The sequence below is a fragment of the Kribbella sp. NPDC055071 genome (assembly GCF_053608045.1).
This window is the reverse complement of record NZ_JBSGUS010000008.1, coordinates 129,366-144,368: the sequence shown is the minus strand read 5'-3', so window position 1 is coordinate 144,368 and position 15,003 is coordinate 129,366. Positions and strand designations below refer to the sequence as shown.

9 protein-coding genes are annotated in these 15,003 nt (G+C 67.6%); 5 read left to right on the top strand and 4 right to left on the bottom strand.

Annotated features, from left to right (window positions below; translation table 11 throughout):
* Positions 1-12: 12 nt before the first annotated feature.
* Positions 13-1,575: a diguanylate cyclase gene (locus ACWF4Z_RS15700; RefSeq protein ID WP_452243729.1), complete on the top strand. Its 1,563-nt coding sequence runs from the start codon at positions 13-15 to the stop codon at positions 1,573-1,575.
* On the opposite strand, the gene ACWF4Z_RS15695 is transcribed toward ACWF4Z_RS15700, so the two are convergent.
* Together ACWF4Z_RS15695 and ACWF4Z_RS15690 are read right to left on the bottom strand one after the other, a co-directional pair.
* Positions 1,569-3,011: a DUF7059 domain-containing protein gene (locus tag ACWF4Z_RS15695; protein ID WP_452243728.1), complete on the bottom strand. Its 1,443-nt coding sequence runs from the start codon at positions 3,009-3,011 to the stop codon at positions 1,569-1,571. The genes ACWF4Z_RS15700 and ACWF4Z_RS15695 overlap by 7 nt on opposite strands.
* Positions 3,012-3,028: 17 nt before the next feature.
* A complete protein-coding gene (locus ACWF4Z_RS15690) occupies positions 3,029-6,220 on the bottom strand; it encodes a TIM-barrel domain-containing protein (RefSeq protein ID WP_452243727.1) in 3,192 nt (1,063 codons plus the stop codon).
* Positions 6,221-6,377: 157 nt separating this feature from the next.
* On the opposite strand from ACWF4Z_RS15690, the gene ACWF4Z_RS15685 reads away from it, so the two are divergent.
* From ACWF4Z_RS15685 to ACWF4Z_RS15670, 4 genes are all read left to right on the top strand, one after another.
* Positions 6,378-7,724, top strand: coding sequence for an alpha/beta hydrolase family protein (locus ACWF4Z_RS15685; RefSeq protein ID WP_452243726.1), 1,347 nt, complete (start codon positions 6,378-6,380; stop codon positions 7,722-7,724).
* 296 nt (positions 7,725-8,020) lie between these two features.
* Positions 8,021-10,813 (top strand): type I DNA topoisomerase, encoded by a 2,793-nt coding sequence (gene topA, locus ACWF4Z_RS15680; protein ID WP_452243725.1) that lies wholly within the window; start codon positions 8,021-8,023, stop codon positions 10,811-10,813.
* Between the two features lie 10 nt (positions 10,814-10,823).
* On the top strand, positions 10,824-11,255 hold the full coding sequence (locus ACWF4Z_RS15675) for a Fur family transcriptional regulator (protein WP_452243724.1): 432 nt from the start codon (positions 10,824-10,826) through the stop codon (positions 11,253-11,255).
* 278 nt (positions 11,256-11,533) lie between these two features.
* Positions 11,534-14,317 carry a glycoside hydrolase family 2 TIM barrel-domain containing protein gene (locus tag ACWF4Z_RS15670; protein WP_452243723.1) on the top strand — a complete coding sequence of 928 codons (2,784 nt, stop codon included), beginning with the start codon at positions 11,534-11,536 and terminating at the stop codon, positions 14,315-14,317.
* Here ACWF4Z_RS15670 and ACWF4Z_RS15665 read toward each other — a convergent pair.
* Together ACWF4Z_RS15665 and ACWF4Z_RS15660 are read right to left on the bottom strand one after the other, a co-directional pair.
* On the bottom strand, positions 14,314-14,721 hold the full coding sequence (locus ACWF4Z_RS15665) for a type II toxin-antitoxin system VapC family toxin (protein ID WP_452243722.1): 408 nt from the start codon (positions 14,719-14,721) through the stop codon (positions 14,314-14,316). The two genes, ACWF4Z_RS15670 and ACWF4Z_RS15665, sit on opposite strands and share 4 nt — an antisense overlap.
* The gene (locus tag ACWF4Z_RS15660; protein WP_452243721.1) at positions 14,718-14,993 is read right to left on the bottom strand and encodes a type II toxin-antitoxin system Phd/YefM family antitoxin; all 276 of its coding nucleotides are present in this window, start codon (positions 14,991-14,993) and stop codon (positions 14,718-14,720) included. Before ACWF4Z_RS15660 ends, ACWF4Z_RS15665 begins: the two co-directional genes overlap by 4 nt.
* Positions 14,994-15,003 lie beyond the last annotated feature (10 nt).

Below are 15,003 nucleotides of genomic sequence, written 5' to 3'. Positions count from 1 at the left end.
AGTGGAGACGTGGTGCGCGAGACGTCGGGGGTGACGGCACGGATCGCGGCGGCGATGACTCGAGCCCAGTCGGGCAGCCCGGCCGAGGCGGGTCAGGAGATCAGCGCAGTGCTGGCCGAGTTGGGGCCGGAACCGAGCCACGAGCGCGCCGCGGCCGAATACGTGCGGGCTGTCGCCGCACATCACGCCACCGATGCCGTTGAGGCGCTGGAGGCCGTCGACGGGTGCATCCGGGTTGCCCGCGCGATCGACGCGCCCGGCTGGGAGGCGAACGCGATCGCGATCCGCATCGTCACGCTGATCCGCACCGGCGAGGGTGGTGACTCGGTGGCCGATCTCGTGGCCGCGGAGAACGCACTGTCGCGGACTCGCGACCTCGGCCTGGCCGGCTGGGCGCACACCGGCCTCGGGTACGCCTACGACCTGCTGCGGTTGTACGAGCTGTGCATCCCCCACTTCGAGCTCGCCACCGAAGGCGATCACGATCCGCTCGGTCTCGCGGAGGCGCCGGCGATCAACCGGCTGAATCTCGCGGAGTCCAACCTGCGGTGGGCCCACGAGCTCGAGCGCCTGGGCGATCCGTCGTACGACGAGGAGATCCGGGTGCGCAGGCGGTCGGCGCATCGATGGGCGGGTGAGGCGAACGAGGTGATCGTCCGGGCCGACCTGCTCGGGTACTGGCCGATCGCCGGACGGATGTGGCTGGCGGCCAGTGACGAGGAAGCGGGTGCCGCCGAAGCCGCGGTGATCCTCAAGGATTGCAGGGATCAGCTCGCCAAGCTGGGCGATCTGGAGCTGGCTGCGATCGCGGGGACGTACCTGGCCAAGGCGTACGCCGCGACCGGGCGGACCGACGATGCGATGGAGGCCGCGGCCCGGGCGGGTAGCGATCTGCCGCCGACCTCTGATCCTCCGGTGGAGGCGCTGGTTCGCCATACCGCGGTGCAGATCGTGGCGGAGTCGGGTGACGTGGGAGCCGTGACGGGACTCCAGTACGCGCGTGCGATCACCAGAGGCTGGTGGGCGGAGCGGTTACGCGGTCTGTACGCCGTACGCAGCGCACTGGCCAACCATGAGCTGTCGATCCGGCATGACGCCGAGTGGCGGGCCGCACGGGAGGATCCGCTGACCGGCGTGGGGAATCGGCGTGCGCTGGATGAGCGGATGTCCGTCGCGAACGATGCCGGGCGTTCGGTTGCGGTGATCGCGATCGACGTGGACAACCTGAAGGTGATCAACGACAGCTACGGGCACGCCTGTGGGGACGACGTCCTGCGCCGGGTCGGGGTGCTGCTGTCGGAGCAGTGCCGGGCGGAGGATGTGGTCGCTCGGGCCGGTGGGGACGAGTTCGTCGTCGTACTGGACAAGCCTGATGAGCGGGGTGCGCGGGAGCTGGTCGAGCGGATCAAATCTGCGGCGGACCGGGTGGCTGCTGGGTCACAGGAGCCGTGGTTCCGGATGCTGCGGCTGAGTATCGGGCAGGCGAGCAGCACCGACGGCACTCCGGTCGCTGACTTGCTGACCGTGGCCGACCGGCGCATGTACGCCGAGAAACGCCGACGCCGCAATCAGTAGTCGAGGAAGCCTTCTATTACCAGGCTTCTGACCTTCGGAAGGTAGTCACGATGGACGTCCTCTACTGAACGATCCAGTAGGTCGGCCAGCGCGGCCAGGATCTGTCCGACGCTCAGATCGCCGTCACACGCACCGACGAAGCCGGCCAGCACGGTGTCCGCCTGCTCGGCCCGTCGCATCCCACGCTGACGCCGGAGCACGATTGTGGCCGGATCCTCCGCGCCGGGCTGGCCGCTCGTCTCCTGGACCACATCGTCGGCCAACGTGAGGTGCAGAGCGGTCAGATCCGCGGGTAGCCCTTCCTTGCGCTCGAACCGGTGCAGCACGTGTGGACCGATCGGTCGTTCGATCTCATACGGCCACGCCTCGGCGTCGAGCTCGCCTTCTACGTTGTGCAGGGTGATCCAGCCCATGCCGATCGCTTCGACGTCCTGTTCGTCCAGCCAGCGCATCCACTCGTCGTACCTGGTGGTGTACGCCGGGGACCCTTGCAGACCCGCGTCACGCAGCCAGAGCTCGACGTACTCGGATGGGTCGAGCTGCTCCCGCCGTACGGCCCATGCGGAGCGATCGCCTGTCCAGCCGGCGATCCGGTCCTGCCAGTCCTGACCGCGGACGCAGGTCCAGTTGGCCAGCAGTTGGCACCAGCCACCGTCAGTCAGGTGGTACGGCGCCTGGCGCACCAGTTGCTCGACTACGGCGTCACCGGCGAACCCTGTCTCACGGTAGGTGAGCCCACCGCCGGGCGGCGAGATCACGTACGGCGGGTTGCTCACGATCAGGTCGAATCGCTCGTCGCGGACCGGCTCGTAGAGACTGCCCTCCCGCACCTCCAGGTCGATGCGATTCAACGCGGCGGTCCACCGAGCCAGTTGGAGGGCGCGCGGATTGACGTCCGTGGCGATGAGCTGGTTGACGCGGTCGGCCAGGTGCAACGACTGGATACCGCAGCCGGTGCCGATGTCGAGGGCCCGCTCGGCCTTGATCGGTACGGTCAGGTGGATCAGGCTCAGGCTTGCGGGCGCGATTCCGAGCACATAGTCCGAGCGCATCGCCTCGCGGCGACCGTCGAGCCCGGGGGTGAGGTCAGCGACGACCCACCACTGCCGTTCGTCCTCCGCGAACGGCCGGATGTCGAGCAGCGCCCGAGCATCCCCGCCGTCAACAGTAATGATGCCTAGAGCAACCAAATCGACAGCCGGGAACGCCTGTACCACAAGGGCCTCCGGCACGATCCGCTGCAACAGGAACAGTCGGATCATCGTGTCCAGGGCATCACCACCGGCGGTGCGCCGGCTCGCAAGAGTCGTCTCGTTGCGAGCCAGCGCACCGTTTGCCTGCGGCCCCAACCGGTCAGCGACGCCTTCCACTGTGTATCCGGCTGTCGTGAACGCCTGTCGCAGCGCATCCACGTCGGTCCCCGTGAGCTCGGTCATGCGGCCCATCTTCCCACTCAGCTGGTGATGGTGGCCGCGAAGAAGCCGAGTCCACCGCCGGGCAGTTTCACCGCCTTCACGGTCTTGCCTGCGTCCAGGGACACGCTGGTGTAGAAGACCCGGTAGTCGGTGGTGGTGTTGGCGAGCCCGGCCTGGGTGTAGCGGCCCTTGACCGAGACCGCTGTCTTGGCACCGCCAGTAGTTGGGTCTTGGCAACACCAGTTCGGCAGCTGGAAGGTCGCTTGGGATTCGGAGCCGTCGGTGTAGATGATTGTCACCGCGCCGGTGGCGTTGAGGCTCGCGCCGGCGCCCAGGAGGGCGAGGTGCGATCCCGTGCCGGAGACGAGGATCGGGGCCGACTGGTTCTTGACCAGGTTGGGTGTTCCGGGAGCGCCGGTCGGCCAGGTGAACGACGCATTCTGGACGGTGACACTCGCGCCTGGGGTGAATCCGGCCGTGGCGAGGGCCTCGCCGTTGTAGCTGTTGCCGGATCCGTCGAAGTTGCCGTGGGCATAGGTCGCCGCATCGGTGATCCCGACCACGTTGGCTGCCTGCGACAACGATGCGTACGGCAACTGTGCTGTCGCTGCCGTGGTGTTCGCGTAGCTCTTGCCCTGGGCAACGTACGACGCCTTCAGCTGCAACGTGAAGCTGGCCGGCTTCGCATCGGCGGCCGGACTCACCTGCAACTTTGTGGTCACGGTTTGGCCCGGAGCTACGCTGGCGAAGGTGTTCTGGCCGGTCGTCGTCCAGCCGGTGGGAGCCTGAACGTCGAGACGCACGTTCCGCATGGTCGAGTGACTGCCGTTGCGGAAGCTGGCCGTCACCTCAGTGGCCTGGCCTGGTGCGTTCCAGAGCGAGGGTGTGGTGAGTTCCGGTGTGCCGAAGGTGTCCGACACCGACGGTCCGCCGACGGAGGACGTGCCGATCAGCTGGACCACAGCACTCCGGGCGGCTGGGATCGATGCGGTCTGCACGCTGACCACACCGTTCTGATAGGTCCACGCCACCTTGCGGCCGTCCACGGTGACCACGCGCGGTGCGCTGCCGGTGTGGACCGTGAGCTCATACGGGCGAGTTGCGGGCTTCCCGGCGTACGAACCGGTGTTCGGACCGATCTTGACGGTCACGTCACCGCGCGACTGGGTCGGTGCGCTGACCGCGAAGGTCTGCTGTGCCGACTTGGTCGAGCGGGTGACCCGGTCGTCCTCGAACAGGGTGAACGAGGACTTCCCCTCCGGATAGATGTCGACCGTCAGACGGTCTCCGAAGCCCTGCTCGGCGGCCGAGTTGATCCCTGACTTCCACATCGGTACGACCGCACCGGCCTTCACGAACAGCGGCAACGTGTCGAGCGGTGCGTGGTACCCGTTCACCGTGGTCGGGCCTTGGTAGACCCGTCCGGTCCAGTAGTCGACCCACCGGCCCTTGGGGAGGTAGATCCCGTTCTTCACCTCGTCCGCACCGAACATCGGTGCGACCAGGAACTCCTTGCCGGCCAGGAACTCGTACTTGGTGGTGTCGTCCCACGTCTTCGGGTCGTCCGGGTACTCCAGTACCAAAGAGCGGTTGAGGGGTGCTCCAGTGCGGTGCGCCTCGGCGGCGTACGTGTAGAAGTACGGCAGCAGACGCTCGCGCAGTTTGAGGTACTTACGGTTGATCGAGGTGTACGGGTCGCCGTAAGCCCATGGCTGCTTGGAAGCCGGAGTCGACCAGCCGGACATGGTCATGAAGGCCGGGTTGAACACCTTCCACTGCATGTCTCGCACGTACGACGTCGCCGAGCCGCCGAAGATCCCGTCCACGTCACCGGCGCTGTAGGCGATGCCCGAGTTGCCGGAGCCCGTAATTGCAGGGATCTGCCACTTGATCGCGTCCAGCGAACCACTGTGGTCGCCGGTCCACTGCACTGCACACCGTTGCGCACCGGCCCAGCCCTCGACCATCCAGGCGAACCCGCGTGCGTTGCTGTACTGCTCGATGCCGTTGTGCGCGGTGTCGCAAGCGCTCAGCGCGTACCGATAGCCCGGACCGACCCAGGCGACATCAAGCTTGCGCACGCGGACGCCCGCGTCGCCGACCTCGGCCGGCTGCCGGTCCAGCGAGGACTGCGTCCACAGTCCCATCTGGAGGTTGCGGGCGCGCAATTCGTCGCCGGTCTGCTTGAGGGCCGGGATGTCCCGCTTGCCCCACCAGGTGTCGCCGACCAGTTCGGAGTCGGTGTTGTCGGAGTACCCGCATCCGTAGTCGTCGTTGACCAGCATCCAGCCCCCGGGCATGTCCTCGTCCCTGAATCGCTGGGCGACCTTGACCGCGTCCAGTGTGGTCACCTTGTCCGGGTTGACCTTCCAGTCGTTGTCGGGGTCGGGGTCGGTGCCGTAGTGACCGCGGTTGTAGCAGTCCGAGTCGCCGTACTCGAGTCCGTAGATCGGTGGCATGAACGGGCGGCCGGTGAGCTCGGTGTAGCGGTCGAGCGAGGTCTTGAGGTCTCCCACGAAGTAGTACGCGTCGAAGCGCTTCTCGTCGTGGGTGGTGACCACCGGGCTGGTGAAGCTGTAGCTGCCGGGGGTGAAGGTGTTCCGCAGTACGCCGTAGCCCGCGGTGCTCATGTAATAAGGAGAGGCGTTCGGGTTGCCGCCGTCCTCCCAGTTGAAGTCCGTGGAGATCTTGATCGTCTGGTCGCGATGCGTGAAGCGACCGTTCTGCATGCCGCCGCCGAAGAACTGCTCGTTGGGACCACGACCCAAGGTCTGCGTCGTGGACGTGTCGGTCCAGGACAGCGGTGCGGTCTCGGACCAGACCAGCTGGCCGTTCGTGCGGTACAGCGAGAACCGCAGCGGCGACTTCTGCGCACGGACCTCGATCTTGCCGGTCGTGAGCGAGTAGTACGAGCCGCGATCGCGCCACGACGTCACCGGGGTGCTGTAGTCGGTTTTGGTGACGATGGTCGACGCCGGGGCGTTCGGGTCGTCGGGCGGCGTACCCGCCGGGTCGGTGAAGTTCCCGTCCGGTGCGAGCCAGAGCCGGAAGACGTCGTCCTTCAGGAACACGACGCGCACCTTCGCGGTACCGGAGCTGAGGGTGTACGTCGCTCTGTCGGCTGCGAACCCGGTCACGTCACCGAGCGTGCTGCCGGCCGCGTGGGCCGGGGCGGCTACATGCACCAGAGCGCCCGCGATCAGGGCTGCGGCGACTACTGAACGTTTCATGCGGACAAAGATGCTCACGAGTGCCTCATTTCACGCATCTATGAACAGAATGGCGACATTGAAGCTCACCGAGGCCGCGTTGTCATCAGGTCGGCCGTCATGAACTTGAGATGAGGTCTCCATCACAGAGAGAAACGCGACCATGACGATGAGTCGCATGGCGAACACGCGTCCCATCGGCCCCAGTAGTCACACGATCACCAGGCGTTTCGTGCTGACGGGTGGCCTGGCCGCGGGTCTCGCGCTGGCAGCCCCTGGGTTCGCGGCGGCGTCACCGTTCGAGCCGGACGACGCCGGGGCGAACGGCTTCCGGGCCACGGACGATCCGGACTTTCACCCGGTGACGTTCCGGCTGCCGGAGCCGACCGGACGGAAGGCGCTCGGGACGACCGAACTCCACCTGGTCGACAAGGACCGGCCGGATCCGACCATGCCGAGCGGACACCGGGAGCTGATGATCAGCCTGTGGTACCCGGCGACGCTGTTCGGCGGGGCGCCGTACGCGAAGTACATGCCGGCCCGGACTGCGGTCGAGGTTGATGATGCGTGGACCGGTGAGTACGGGCTGGCACTGCCGACCGGGACGTTCGACTTCGCGAACACCGAGACGCACTCGCGCGTCGGTGCGCCGATGCAGCCCTTCCGGCATCCCGTCGTCCTGTTCTCGCCCGGCTATCAGTACAGCCGGTTCGTGAACACCGCGCTGGTCGAGGACCTGGCCGGCCGTGGGTACGTCGTGGTCACGATGGACCACACGCACGAGACGCCGGTCGAGTTCCCCCGTGGCCGGTTCGTCCCCGGCGTACCGGTGTCGCAGCTGCCCGATCCGGACTTCACCCGCAAGGCGGTCGAGACCCGGACGGCGGACGCGCGGTTCGTCCTGGACCAGCTCGAACGGATCGCGGCCGGCGAGAATCCCGATGCCGAGGGCAACGATCTGCCGGACGGGGTGCGAGCGGGACTGGATCTGCGGAACGTCGGCATGTTCGGCTTCTCACTGGGCGGATATGCGACCGCCAACACGCTGCTCGAGGACCACCGCGTGCTGGCCGGCCTCGACCTCGACGGCACGCTGCAGGACGACCGGGCGAAGGGCCCGCTCGGGGACGCGGCGGAGAAGGGACTCGACCGGCCGTTCCTGCTCTTCGGCTCGGACGAGACGCAGCGCACCGATCCGGGCAAGGACGGGTACGACGTCTCGTGGGCGAACTTCTGGGACGCCCAGCGCGGCTGGAAGCTGAACCTGAGCCTGGCCGGAGCCAAGCAGAAGGCCTTCACCGATTACCAGTTCATCTTCGACCAGCTGTTCCGCGCGATCTACGGCGACGACCCGATCATCACGTCGGTGATGAAGGCTCTCGTCGGCGGCGTGAATCCGGACCGGAGCGTCCGGGCCCAGCGCGAGTACATCGGTGCATTCTTCGACCAGACCTTGCGCCGCCGGCCCGGGCTGCTGCTGCGCGGCGACTCCCCGAAGTTTCCGGAAGTCCGCTTCGCGGAGTGACGCATCCGGGCGCAGCTGACCTGCTGACCCCCGAAGACGGCGTACTCTCGTAGACGGCGGGGGCTGGGCGTGGCGAGGTCGCGACGCGCTGCGACGGGTGGGTTCTTGGCCACAGTCTGAAACCCTGAGGGGTGTAATCGGGCCGGGACCGGTTACCGTGCGTTGAGAAATGCGTTGCGGTCGGCCGTACTCTGTCCTCGGGCGGGGCTGGGTCGCCGCGTGCGGAGCAGAGCGGGGAACAGGCGTCCGGTCGTGGGCGTTGTCGGCAGGACGAGAGTGCTAGAGCTAGGAGTGCGGTGGCAGGGGCAGCAGGGTCGAAGACATCGACGGGCAACCGCCTGGTGATCGTCGAGTCGCCGAAGAAGGCGCGGATGATCGCCGGCTTCCTGGGGTCCGGGTACGTGGTGGAGTCCAGCTTCGGCCACATCCGCGACCTCCCGAGCGGCGCGGACGAGATCCCGGCGAAGTACAAGGGCCTGCCCTGGGCGCGGCTCGGCGTGAACGTCGAGGACCACTTCGATCCGCTGTACGTCGTTCCCGCCGACAAGCGGGCCCAGATCCGCAAGCTGAAGGATCTGCTCAAGGGCGCCGACGAACTCTTCCTCGCCACCGATGAGGACCGTGAGGGCGAGGCGATCGCCTGGCACCTGCTCGAGGAGCTGAAGCCGAAGGTCCCGGTCAAGCGGATGGTCTTTCACGAGATCACGCCGAAGGCGATCCAGGACGCGGTCGGCAACGCCCGCGACATCGACGATGCGCTGGTCGACGCCCAGGAGGCGCGCCGCATCCTCGACCGGCTGTACGGCTACGAGGTCTCGCCGGTGCTGTGGAAGAAGGTCATGCCGAAGCTGTCGGCGGGCCGGGTGCAGTCGGTCGCGATCCGGATGGTGGTCGACCGCGAGCGTGAGCGGATCGCGTTCCGGAGTGCGTCGTACTGGGATCTGGACGCCACGCTGGACGCCGGCGAGGGCCGGCAACCGCGGCAGTTCGGTTCGCGGCTGGTCTCGGTGGACAGCCGGCGGGTCGCCCAGGGGCGCGACTTCGCCTCCACCGGTGAGCTGAAGAGCCAGAACACGGTCCACCTGGACGAGGCGACCGCGACCGCGCTGGCCGGTGCGCTGCGCGACTCGCAGTTCACCGTCCGGTCGATCGAGTCCAAGCCGTACACCCGCAAGCCGTATGCGCCGTTCCGGACGACGACTCTGCAGCAGGAGGCCGGGCGGAAGCTCGGCATGTCCGCGTCGCAGACGATGCAGATCGCCCAGCGGCTGTACGAGAACGGCAACATCACCTATATGCGTACCGACAGCGTCACGCTGTCGGACACTGCGATCACCGCCGCCCGGGCCCAGGTCCGCGAGCTGTACGGCGCGTCGTACCTGCCGGACAAGCCGCGCGTCTACACCTCCAAGGTGAAGAACGCGCAGGAGGCCCACGAGGCGATCCGGCCCGCCGGTGAGCACTTCCAGACACCGGCCCAGACCGGTCTGTCCGGTGCCGAGTTCCGGCTCTACGAGCTGATCTGGATGCGGACGATCGCGTCCCAGATGAAGGACGCGGTCGGTAACAGCGTCTCGATCAAGATCGACGCGACCGCGTCGACCGGGGAGAAGTGCGAGTTCACCTCGTCCGGCCGGGTGATCACCTTCCATGGGTTCCTGAAGGCGTACGTCGAGGGGCAGGACGACCCGTCCACCGGGTCGGACGACCAGGAGACGCGGCTGCCCGACGTGTCCGAGGGCGACGTACTGCCCGCGATCGAGGTGCTGGCCTCGGGGCACGAGACGAAGCCGCCGGCGCGCTACACCGAAGCCACGCTGGTCGGTGGGCTGGAAGAGCGGGAGATCGGCCGGCCGTCGACGTACGCGTCGATCATCGGCACCATCCAGGCCCGTGGGTATGTGTACAAGAAGGGCACCGCGCTGGTGCCGGCCTGGCTCGCATTCGCGGTCGTGCGGCTGCTGGAGGAGCACTTCACCCGGCTGGTCGACTACGCGTTCACCGCGACGATGGAGGACGTGCTCGACGAGGTCGCGGCGGGCGATCTGCAGCGCGAGGGGGTGCTGTCCCGGTTCTACTTCGGCGACGACAACCTCGAGGGTCTGCAGTCGATGGTCAGCGATCTCGGCGACATCGACGCGCGGGAGATGTCCACGTTCCCGGTCGGCGACGACGACAGCGGGATCGTCGTCCGCGTCGGCCGGTACGGTCCGTACGTCGAGGACAAGGACGAGCGGCGCGCGAACGTGCCGGAGGATCTGCCGCCGGACGAGCTCACCGTCGACAAGGCGCGCGAGCTGCTCGAGCAGCCGTCGGGTGTCGAGATCGAGCTCGGCGCGGCGCCGGACACGGGTCTTCAGGTGGTTGCGAAGGCGGGTCGGTTCGGGCCGTATGTGACCGAGGTCCTGCCGGAGGATGCGCCGAAGAGCGCGAAGCCGCGGACCGGGTCGCTGCTGAAGTCGATGGCGCTGGACAGCATCGGGCTGGCCGACGCGATGAAGTTGCTGTCGCTGCCGCGGGTGGTCGGTAAGGACCCGGAGTCCGGTGACGAGATCACGGCGCAGAACGGGCGGTACGGGCCGTACCTGAAGAAGGGCACGGACTCGCGGTCGTTGTCGACCGAGGAGCAGATGTTCGACATCACGCTCGACGAGGCTTTGAAGATCTACGCCGAGCCGAAGCAGCGGGGTCGCCGGGCTGCCGCGCCGCCGCTGAAGGAGCTGGGCGAGGACCCGGAGTCCGGCAAGCCGGTGGTGGTGAAGGAGGGCCGCTTCGGTCCGTACGTGACCGATGGCGAGACGAACGCGACGCTGCGCAAGGACGACGCGGTCGACACGATCTCGCTGCTGCGCGCGGCCGAGTTGCTCGCCGACAAGCGGGCGCGTGGTCCGGTGAAGAAGACAGCTCGGAAGGCGCCGGCCAAGAAGACGGCCGCTGCCAAGAAGACCACCGCGGCGAAGAAGACCACCGCGGCGAAGAAGACCACTGCTGCTGCGAAGAAGACGACCGGCACGAAGAAGACGGCCGCCAAGAAGACCGCTGCGAAGAAGACGACAGCGGCCAAGAAGACGGCGGCGAAGAAGTCCTGAGGGGACGCACATGACGAGTGCGGTCGAGGTGAGCGCGCAGCGACTGCGCGAGCGCGGTGAGCGGGTCACGCCCGCCCGCCTCGCCGTCGTCGAGGTGCTCGCGGGTACGGAGGAGCACCTGAGCGCCGAGCAGATCGGCGAACGGGCCGAGCAGCTGCGCCCCGGGATCCACCGCGCCACGGTCTACCGCGCCCTGGACGCACTCGGCGAGTTCGGCCTCGTCACCCACGTCCACCTCGGACGCGCCGGTACGACGTACCACCTGGCCGGCGACCTGGCCCCCCGCCACCTCCACCTCCGCTGCTCCGAATGCGGCACCGTCTACGACGCCCCCGGCGACATCCTCGAGTCCGCCCGCAAAAAAGTCGCCCGAGACCTAGGCTTCCACCTGGCCCCCGAGCAGGTAGCCCTAGTAGGAGTCTGCAAGAACTGCCAGCCCTGACCCCCCGCCCCCCGCCCCCCGCCCCCCGCCCTCACCCCCACCGGTCCCCGGGGTTCGCATTTGAGGGGCCGGCCCCTCAAATTGTGGGTTGGTCACTGGAATTCACCGTCCGCAACCCACCATTCCAGGGGTCGGCCCCTGAAATGGGGCAGCCGGGCCGTGGGGTGGGCGGGGCGGCGATGGGTCGGCCGCTGTGGAGCGGCGTTTGCTGTAGCTCTCGTTGGTTGTCCATATCTGTTCATCGGTGTGGAAACGTGAACAGGTTGGGATTAGGGTCGGTGGATGTGACCCACTATGTCGAGGAATTCGCTCCTGGTGCCAACGTGCTGCCCGCGCGGGCGTGGCTGGATGATGACGCTGCGCGCCTGCCGTTGAGTGGTGACTGGAGTTTCCGGCTCTCGCCGAGTGTGGCGGACGCGCCGGACGACCTGAACGACCCCGACACCTCGGGATGGGACACGATCGCGGTCCCGAGCCACTGGCAGCTCAAGGGGTACGGCGCTCCCGCGTACACGAATGTGGTGTACCCGTTCCCGGTCGAGCCGCCGTTCGTGCCCACGGACAATCCGACCGGCGACTACGTTCGTACCGTCACGATCCCGGCGGACTGGGACGGCGCGCGGGTGGTGCTGCGGTTCGAGGGTGTCGACTCGCGGTTCGCGGTGCACGTGAACGGCTCGCTGGTCGGGTGGTCGTCGGGTTCGCGGTTGCCGTCGGAGTTCGACCTGACCGAGGTAGTTGCCCCAGGCAAGGAAGCGTGGATCGCGGTGCGCGTGCACCAGTGGTCCGCCGGTAGCTACGTCGAGGACCAGGACATGTGGTGGCTGTCCGGGATCTTCCGCGAGGTCAACCTGCTCGCGCTGCGCCCGGATGCCCCGACCGACGTCTTCGTGAAGGCGGCGTACGACCATGTCGACGGAGCCGGCACGCTGCTGGTGGAGTCCGACGTACCGGGCACTGTGAGCGTGCCGTCGCTGGGACTCGAGGTGCCGACGGGTGAACACGTCCGGATCGAGAAGGTCGAGCCGTGGAGTGCCGAGGTGCCGCGCCTGTACGACGCCGTGCTGCGGACGGACGGTGGTGAGGTCCGCCTGCGGATCGGGTTCCGGACGGTCGCCATCGTCGACGGGATCCTCGAGGTCAACGGCAATCGGGTCCTGTTCAACGGCGTGAACCGGCACGAGTTCCACCCCGATCGCGGCCGGGCGCTGGTCGAGCAGGACATGCTCGACGACGTACTGCTGATGAAGCGGGCCGGGGTCAACGCCGTCCGGACCAGCCACTACCCGCCGCATCCGCATTTCCTGTCGTTGTGCGACGAGTACGGGCTGTACGTGATCGACGAGTGCGACCTGGAGACGCACGGATTCGGGTACGAGCCGGAGCCGCCGAACCTGCCGAATCCGGTGATGGACCCGCGGTTCCGCGACGACCTGGTCGAGCGGATGCGTCGTACCGTGCAACGCGACAAGAACCACCCGTCGATCATCATCTGGTCGCTCGGCAACGAGTGCGGGATGGGCGAGAACCTGCGCGCGATGTACGACCTGGCCAAGGAGCTGGATCCGTCGCGGCCGGTGCATTACGAGCGTGACACCGAGGCCGAGTTCGTCGACATCTACTCGCGGATGTACACCGACCCGGCCGGGTGTGCGGAGATCGGGGCCGACACCTCGCTGTACCGGAATCTGCCGTTCATCCTGTGTGAGTACGGGCACGCGATGGGGAACGGGCCGGGCGGGCTGCTCGACTACCGCGAGGTGTTCGAGAAGTACCCGCGCTGCCAGGGCGGGTTCATCTGGGAGTGGATCGACCACGGCCTGCGGACCACGATCGACGGGCACGAGGTCTACGCGTACGGCGGGGACTTCGGCGAGACCATCCACGACGGGAACTTCGTCTGCGACGGCCTGCTGTTCCCGGACCGGACGCCGTCACCCGGCATGCTCGAGTACACCAAGGTGATCGAGCCGCTGCGGATTGTTGCTGACGGCAACGGTGGGGTGTCGATCACGAACCGCTACGAGGTCCTGGACACGAGCCACTTGACGTTCACCATCCGCGTCGAGGCTGAGGGTGAGCTGGTCGGCGGTGGCGGGCTGCCGGTGCCCGTGATCGCACCCGGCGAGACGGTCACCGTCGAGCTGCCGCCGGGCATTGAGAAGCAGCGCGAACGCGCGGACTGCTGGCTCACCGTCACGGCCGAACTGACCGAAGCGACTGCGTGGGCCGAGGCGGGTCATCGGGTGGCGTGGGGGCAGATCCGGCTTGATGACGTCGAGCGGGCGCATCACCTGGTTGCGGGTGCGCCGGCCGAAGGTGTCGCGGGCGTGCACGGCATCACGTTCCCCGAGTTCGCCAACGCCCGGCTGGACGTATGGCGTGCGCCGATCGACAACGACGCAATCCCTGGCGTTGCAGAAGCTTGGCGTGAGCAGGGTCTGCACCGGGTGCAGCACCGCATCGTCTCGGTCGAGCTGGGCGCCCACGACTGGACCGTCGTGACGCGGACCGCGCCGCCGCAGCTGCAGTGGGGTCTGGTTTCGACCTGGCGGTGGAGCAGGTTCGACGACGCGCTGGAGCTCGACCTGCGTATCCAGCCCGAAGGCCAGTTCCCCGAGGTCCTGCCCCGACTTGGCATCACCTTCGAACTGCCCAAGGTGCAGCAGGTCGAGTGGTTCGGCACCGGCCCGAACGAGGCGTACGTCGACACCCGCGAGGCCGCCGCGGTCGGCAAGTACTCGTCCACGGTTGCCGACCTGCAGACGCCGTACGTCCGCCCCCAGGAAAACGGCCACCGCATCGACACCCGCTGGGTCACCCTGGACGGCCTCCGCATCGACGCCATCGACACCCTCTTCGGGCTGACCGTCCGAGACTGGACCACCCAAGCCCTGGAGTCCGCCAAACACACCCCGGACCTAACCCCAGGCAACACCACCTACGTAACCCTCGACCTGGCCCAATCCGGCGTAGGCACAGCCGCCTGCGGCCCAGCCCTCCCAGACCGAGACAAACTAAAAACTACCCCAGCCACCCTCACCCTGCGGTTCACGCGCTAATCGGCGCCGGGCGCGGCGGTCGGCAGACCGATCTCGGCCGCCGCACCCAGCAGGCGCTTGTCGTAGGTGACTAAAGCAGTCAGCTCCAGACCCTCGAGGACCAGGGTCTGCGCGCTGGCCAGGTGGATCGCGTCGAGGCTTCGCAGCATCGGGTCGGTGTAGGCCGCAGCGGTTGCCAACACGGTCTCGTCGAGTGGGACGCGATCGAGTCTTGCCAAGATGGTCGGAACGGCTGCCAGTCGTCCTGGATCGGACCTGCGCAGTGCTCGTGGTACCTCGGTCAGGACCAGCGCCGATGCCACGAGCTCCTTGTCCGCCTGCGTCGCGAGCCAGCTCTCGAGGGCTGCACTCTCTGCCTCCCGCCGGAGCATTTTCACGATCGCGGCCGAGTCGAGGAAGATCACAGGCGTTCCTCGCGAAGGTCGGAGATGATGTCGGTGGAGTCGACTGTCAGGTCGGGCTCGCCCGGAGGCAGCGTGAGCGGTCCTGGATTGCTCGCAGGGATCAACCGGCCACGCCGGATCAGATCGGCGCGGATGCCGGCGGTGTCGTCGATCGGAACCAAGCGAGCGGCCGGGCGTCCGCTGACTGTGATCTCCAAGGTCTCACCGTTGACGACCCGCGCCAGCACGGCGCTGGTGTGCTGGTTGAGTTCCCGCACTGGGATGCTGTCCATGCGGCCAGTG

Coding starts and splice junctions, on each gene's coding strand:
- ACWF4Z_RS15685 (WP_452243726.1), top strand. CDS start 6,378: ATGGCGAACACGCGTCCCATCGGCCCCAGTAGTCACACGATCACCAGG.
- ACWF4Z_RS15675 (WP_452243724.1), top strand. CDS start 10,824: ATGACGAGTGCGGTCGAGGTGAGCGCGCAGCGACTGCGCGAGCGCGGT.
- ACWF4Z_RS15660 (WP_452243721.1), bottom strand. CDS start 14,993: ATGGACAGCATCCCAGTGCGGGAACTCAACCAGCACACCAGCGCCGTG.
- ACWF4Z_RS15690 (WP_452243727.1), bottom strand. CDS start 6,220: ATGAAACGTTCAGTAGTCGCCGCAGCCCTGATCGCGGGCGCTCTGGTG.
- ACWF4Z_RS15695 (WP_452243728.1), bottom strand. CDS start 3,011: ATGACCGAGCTCACGGGGACCGACGTGGATGCGCTGCGACAGGCGTTC.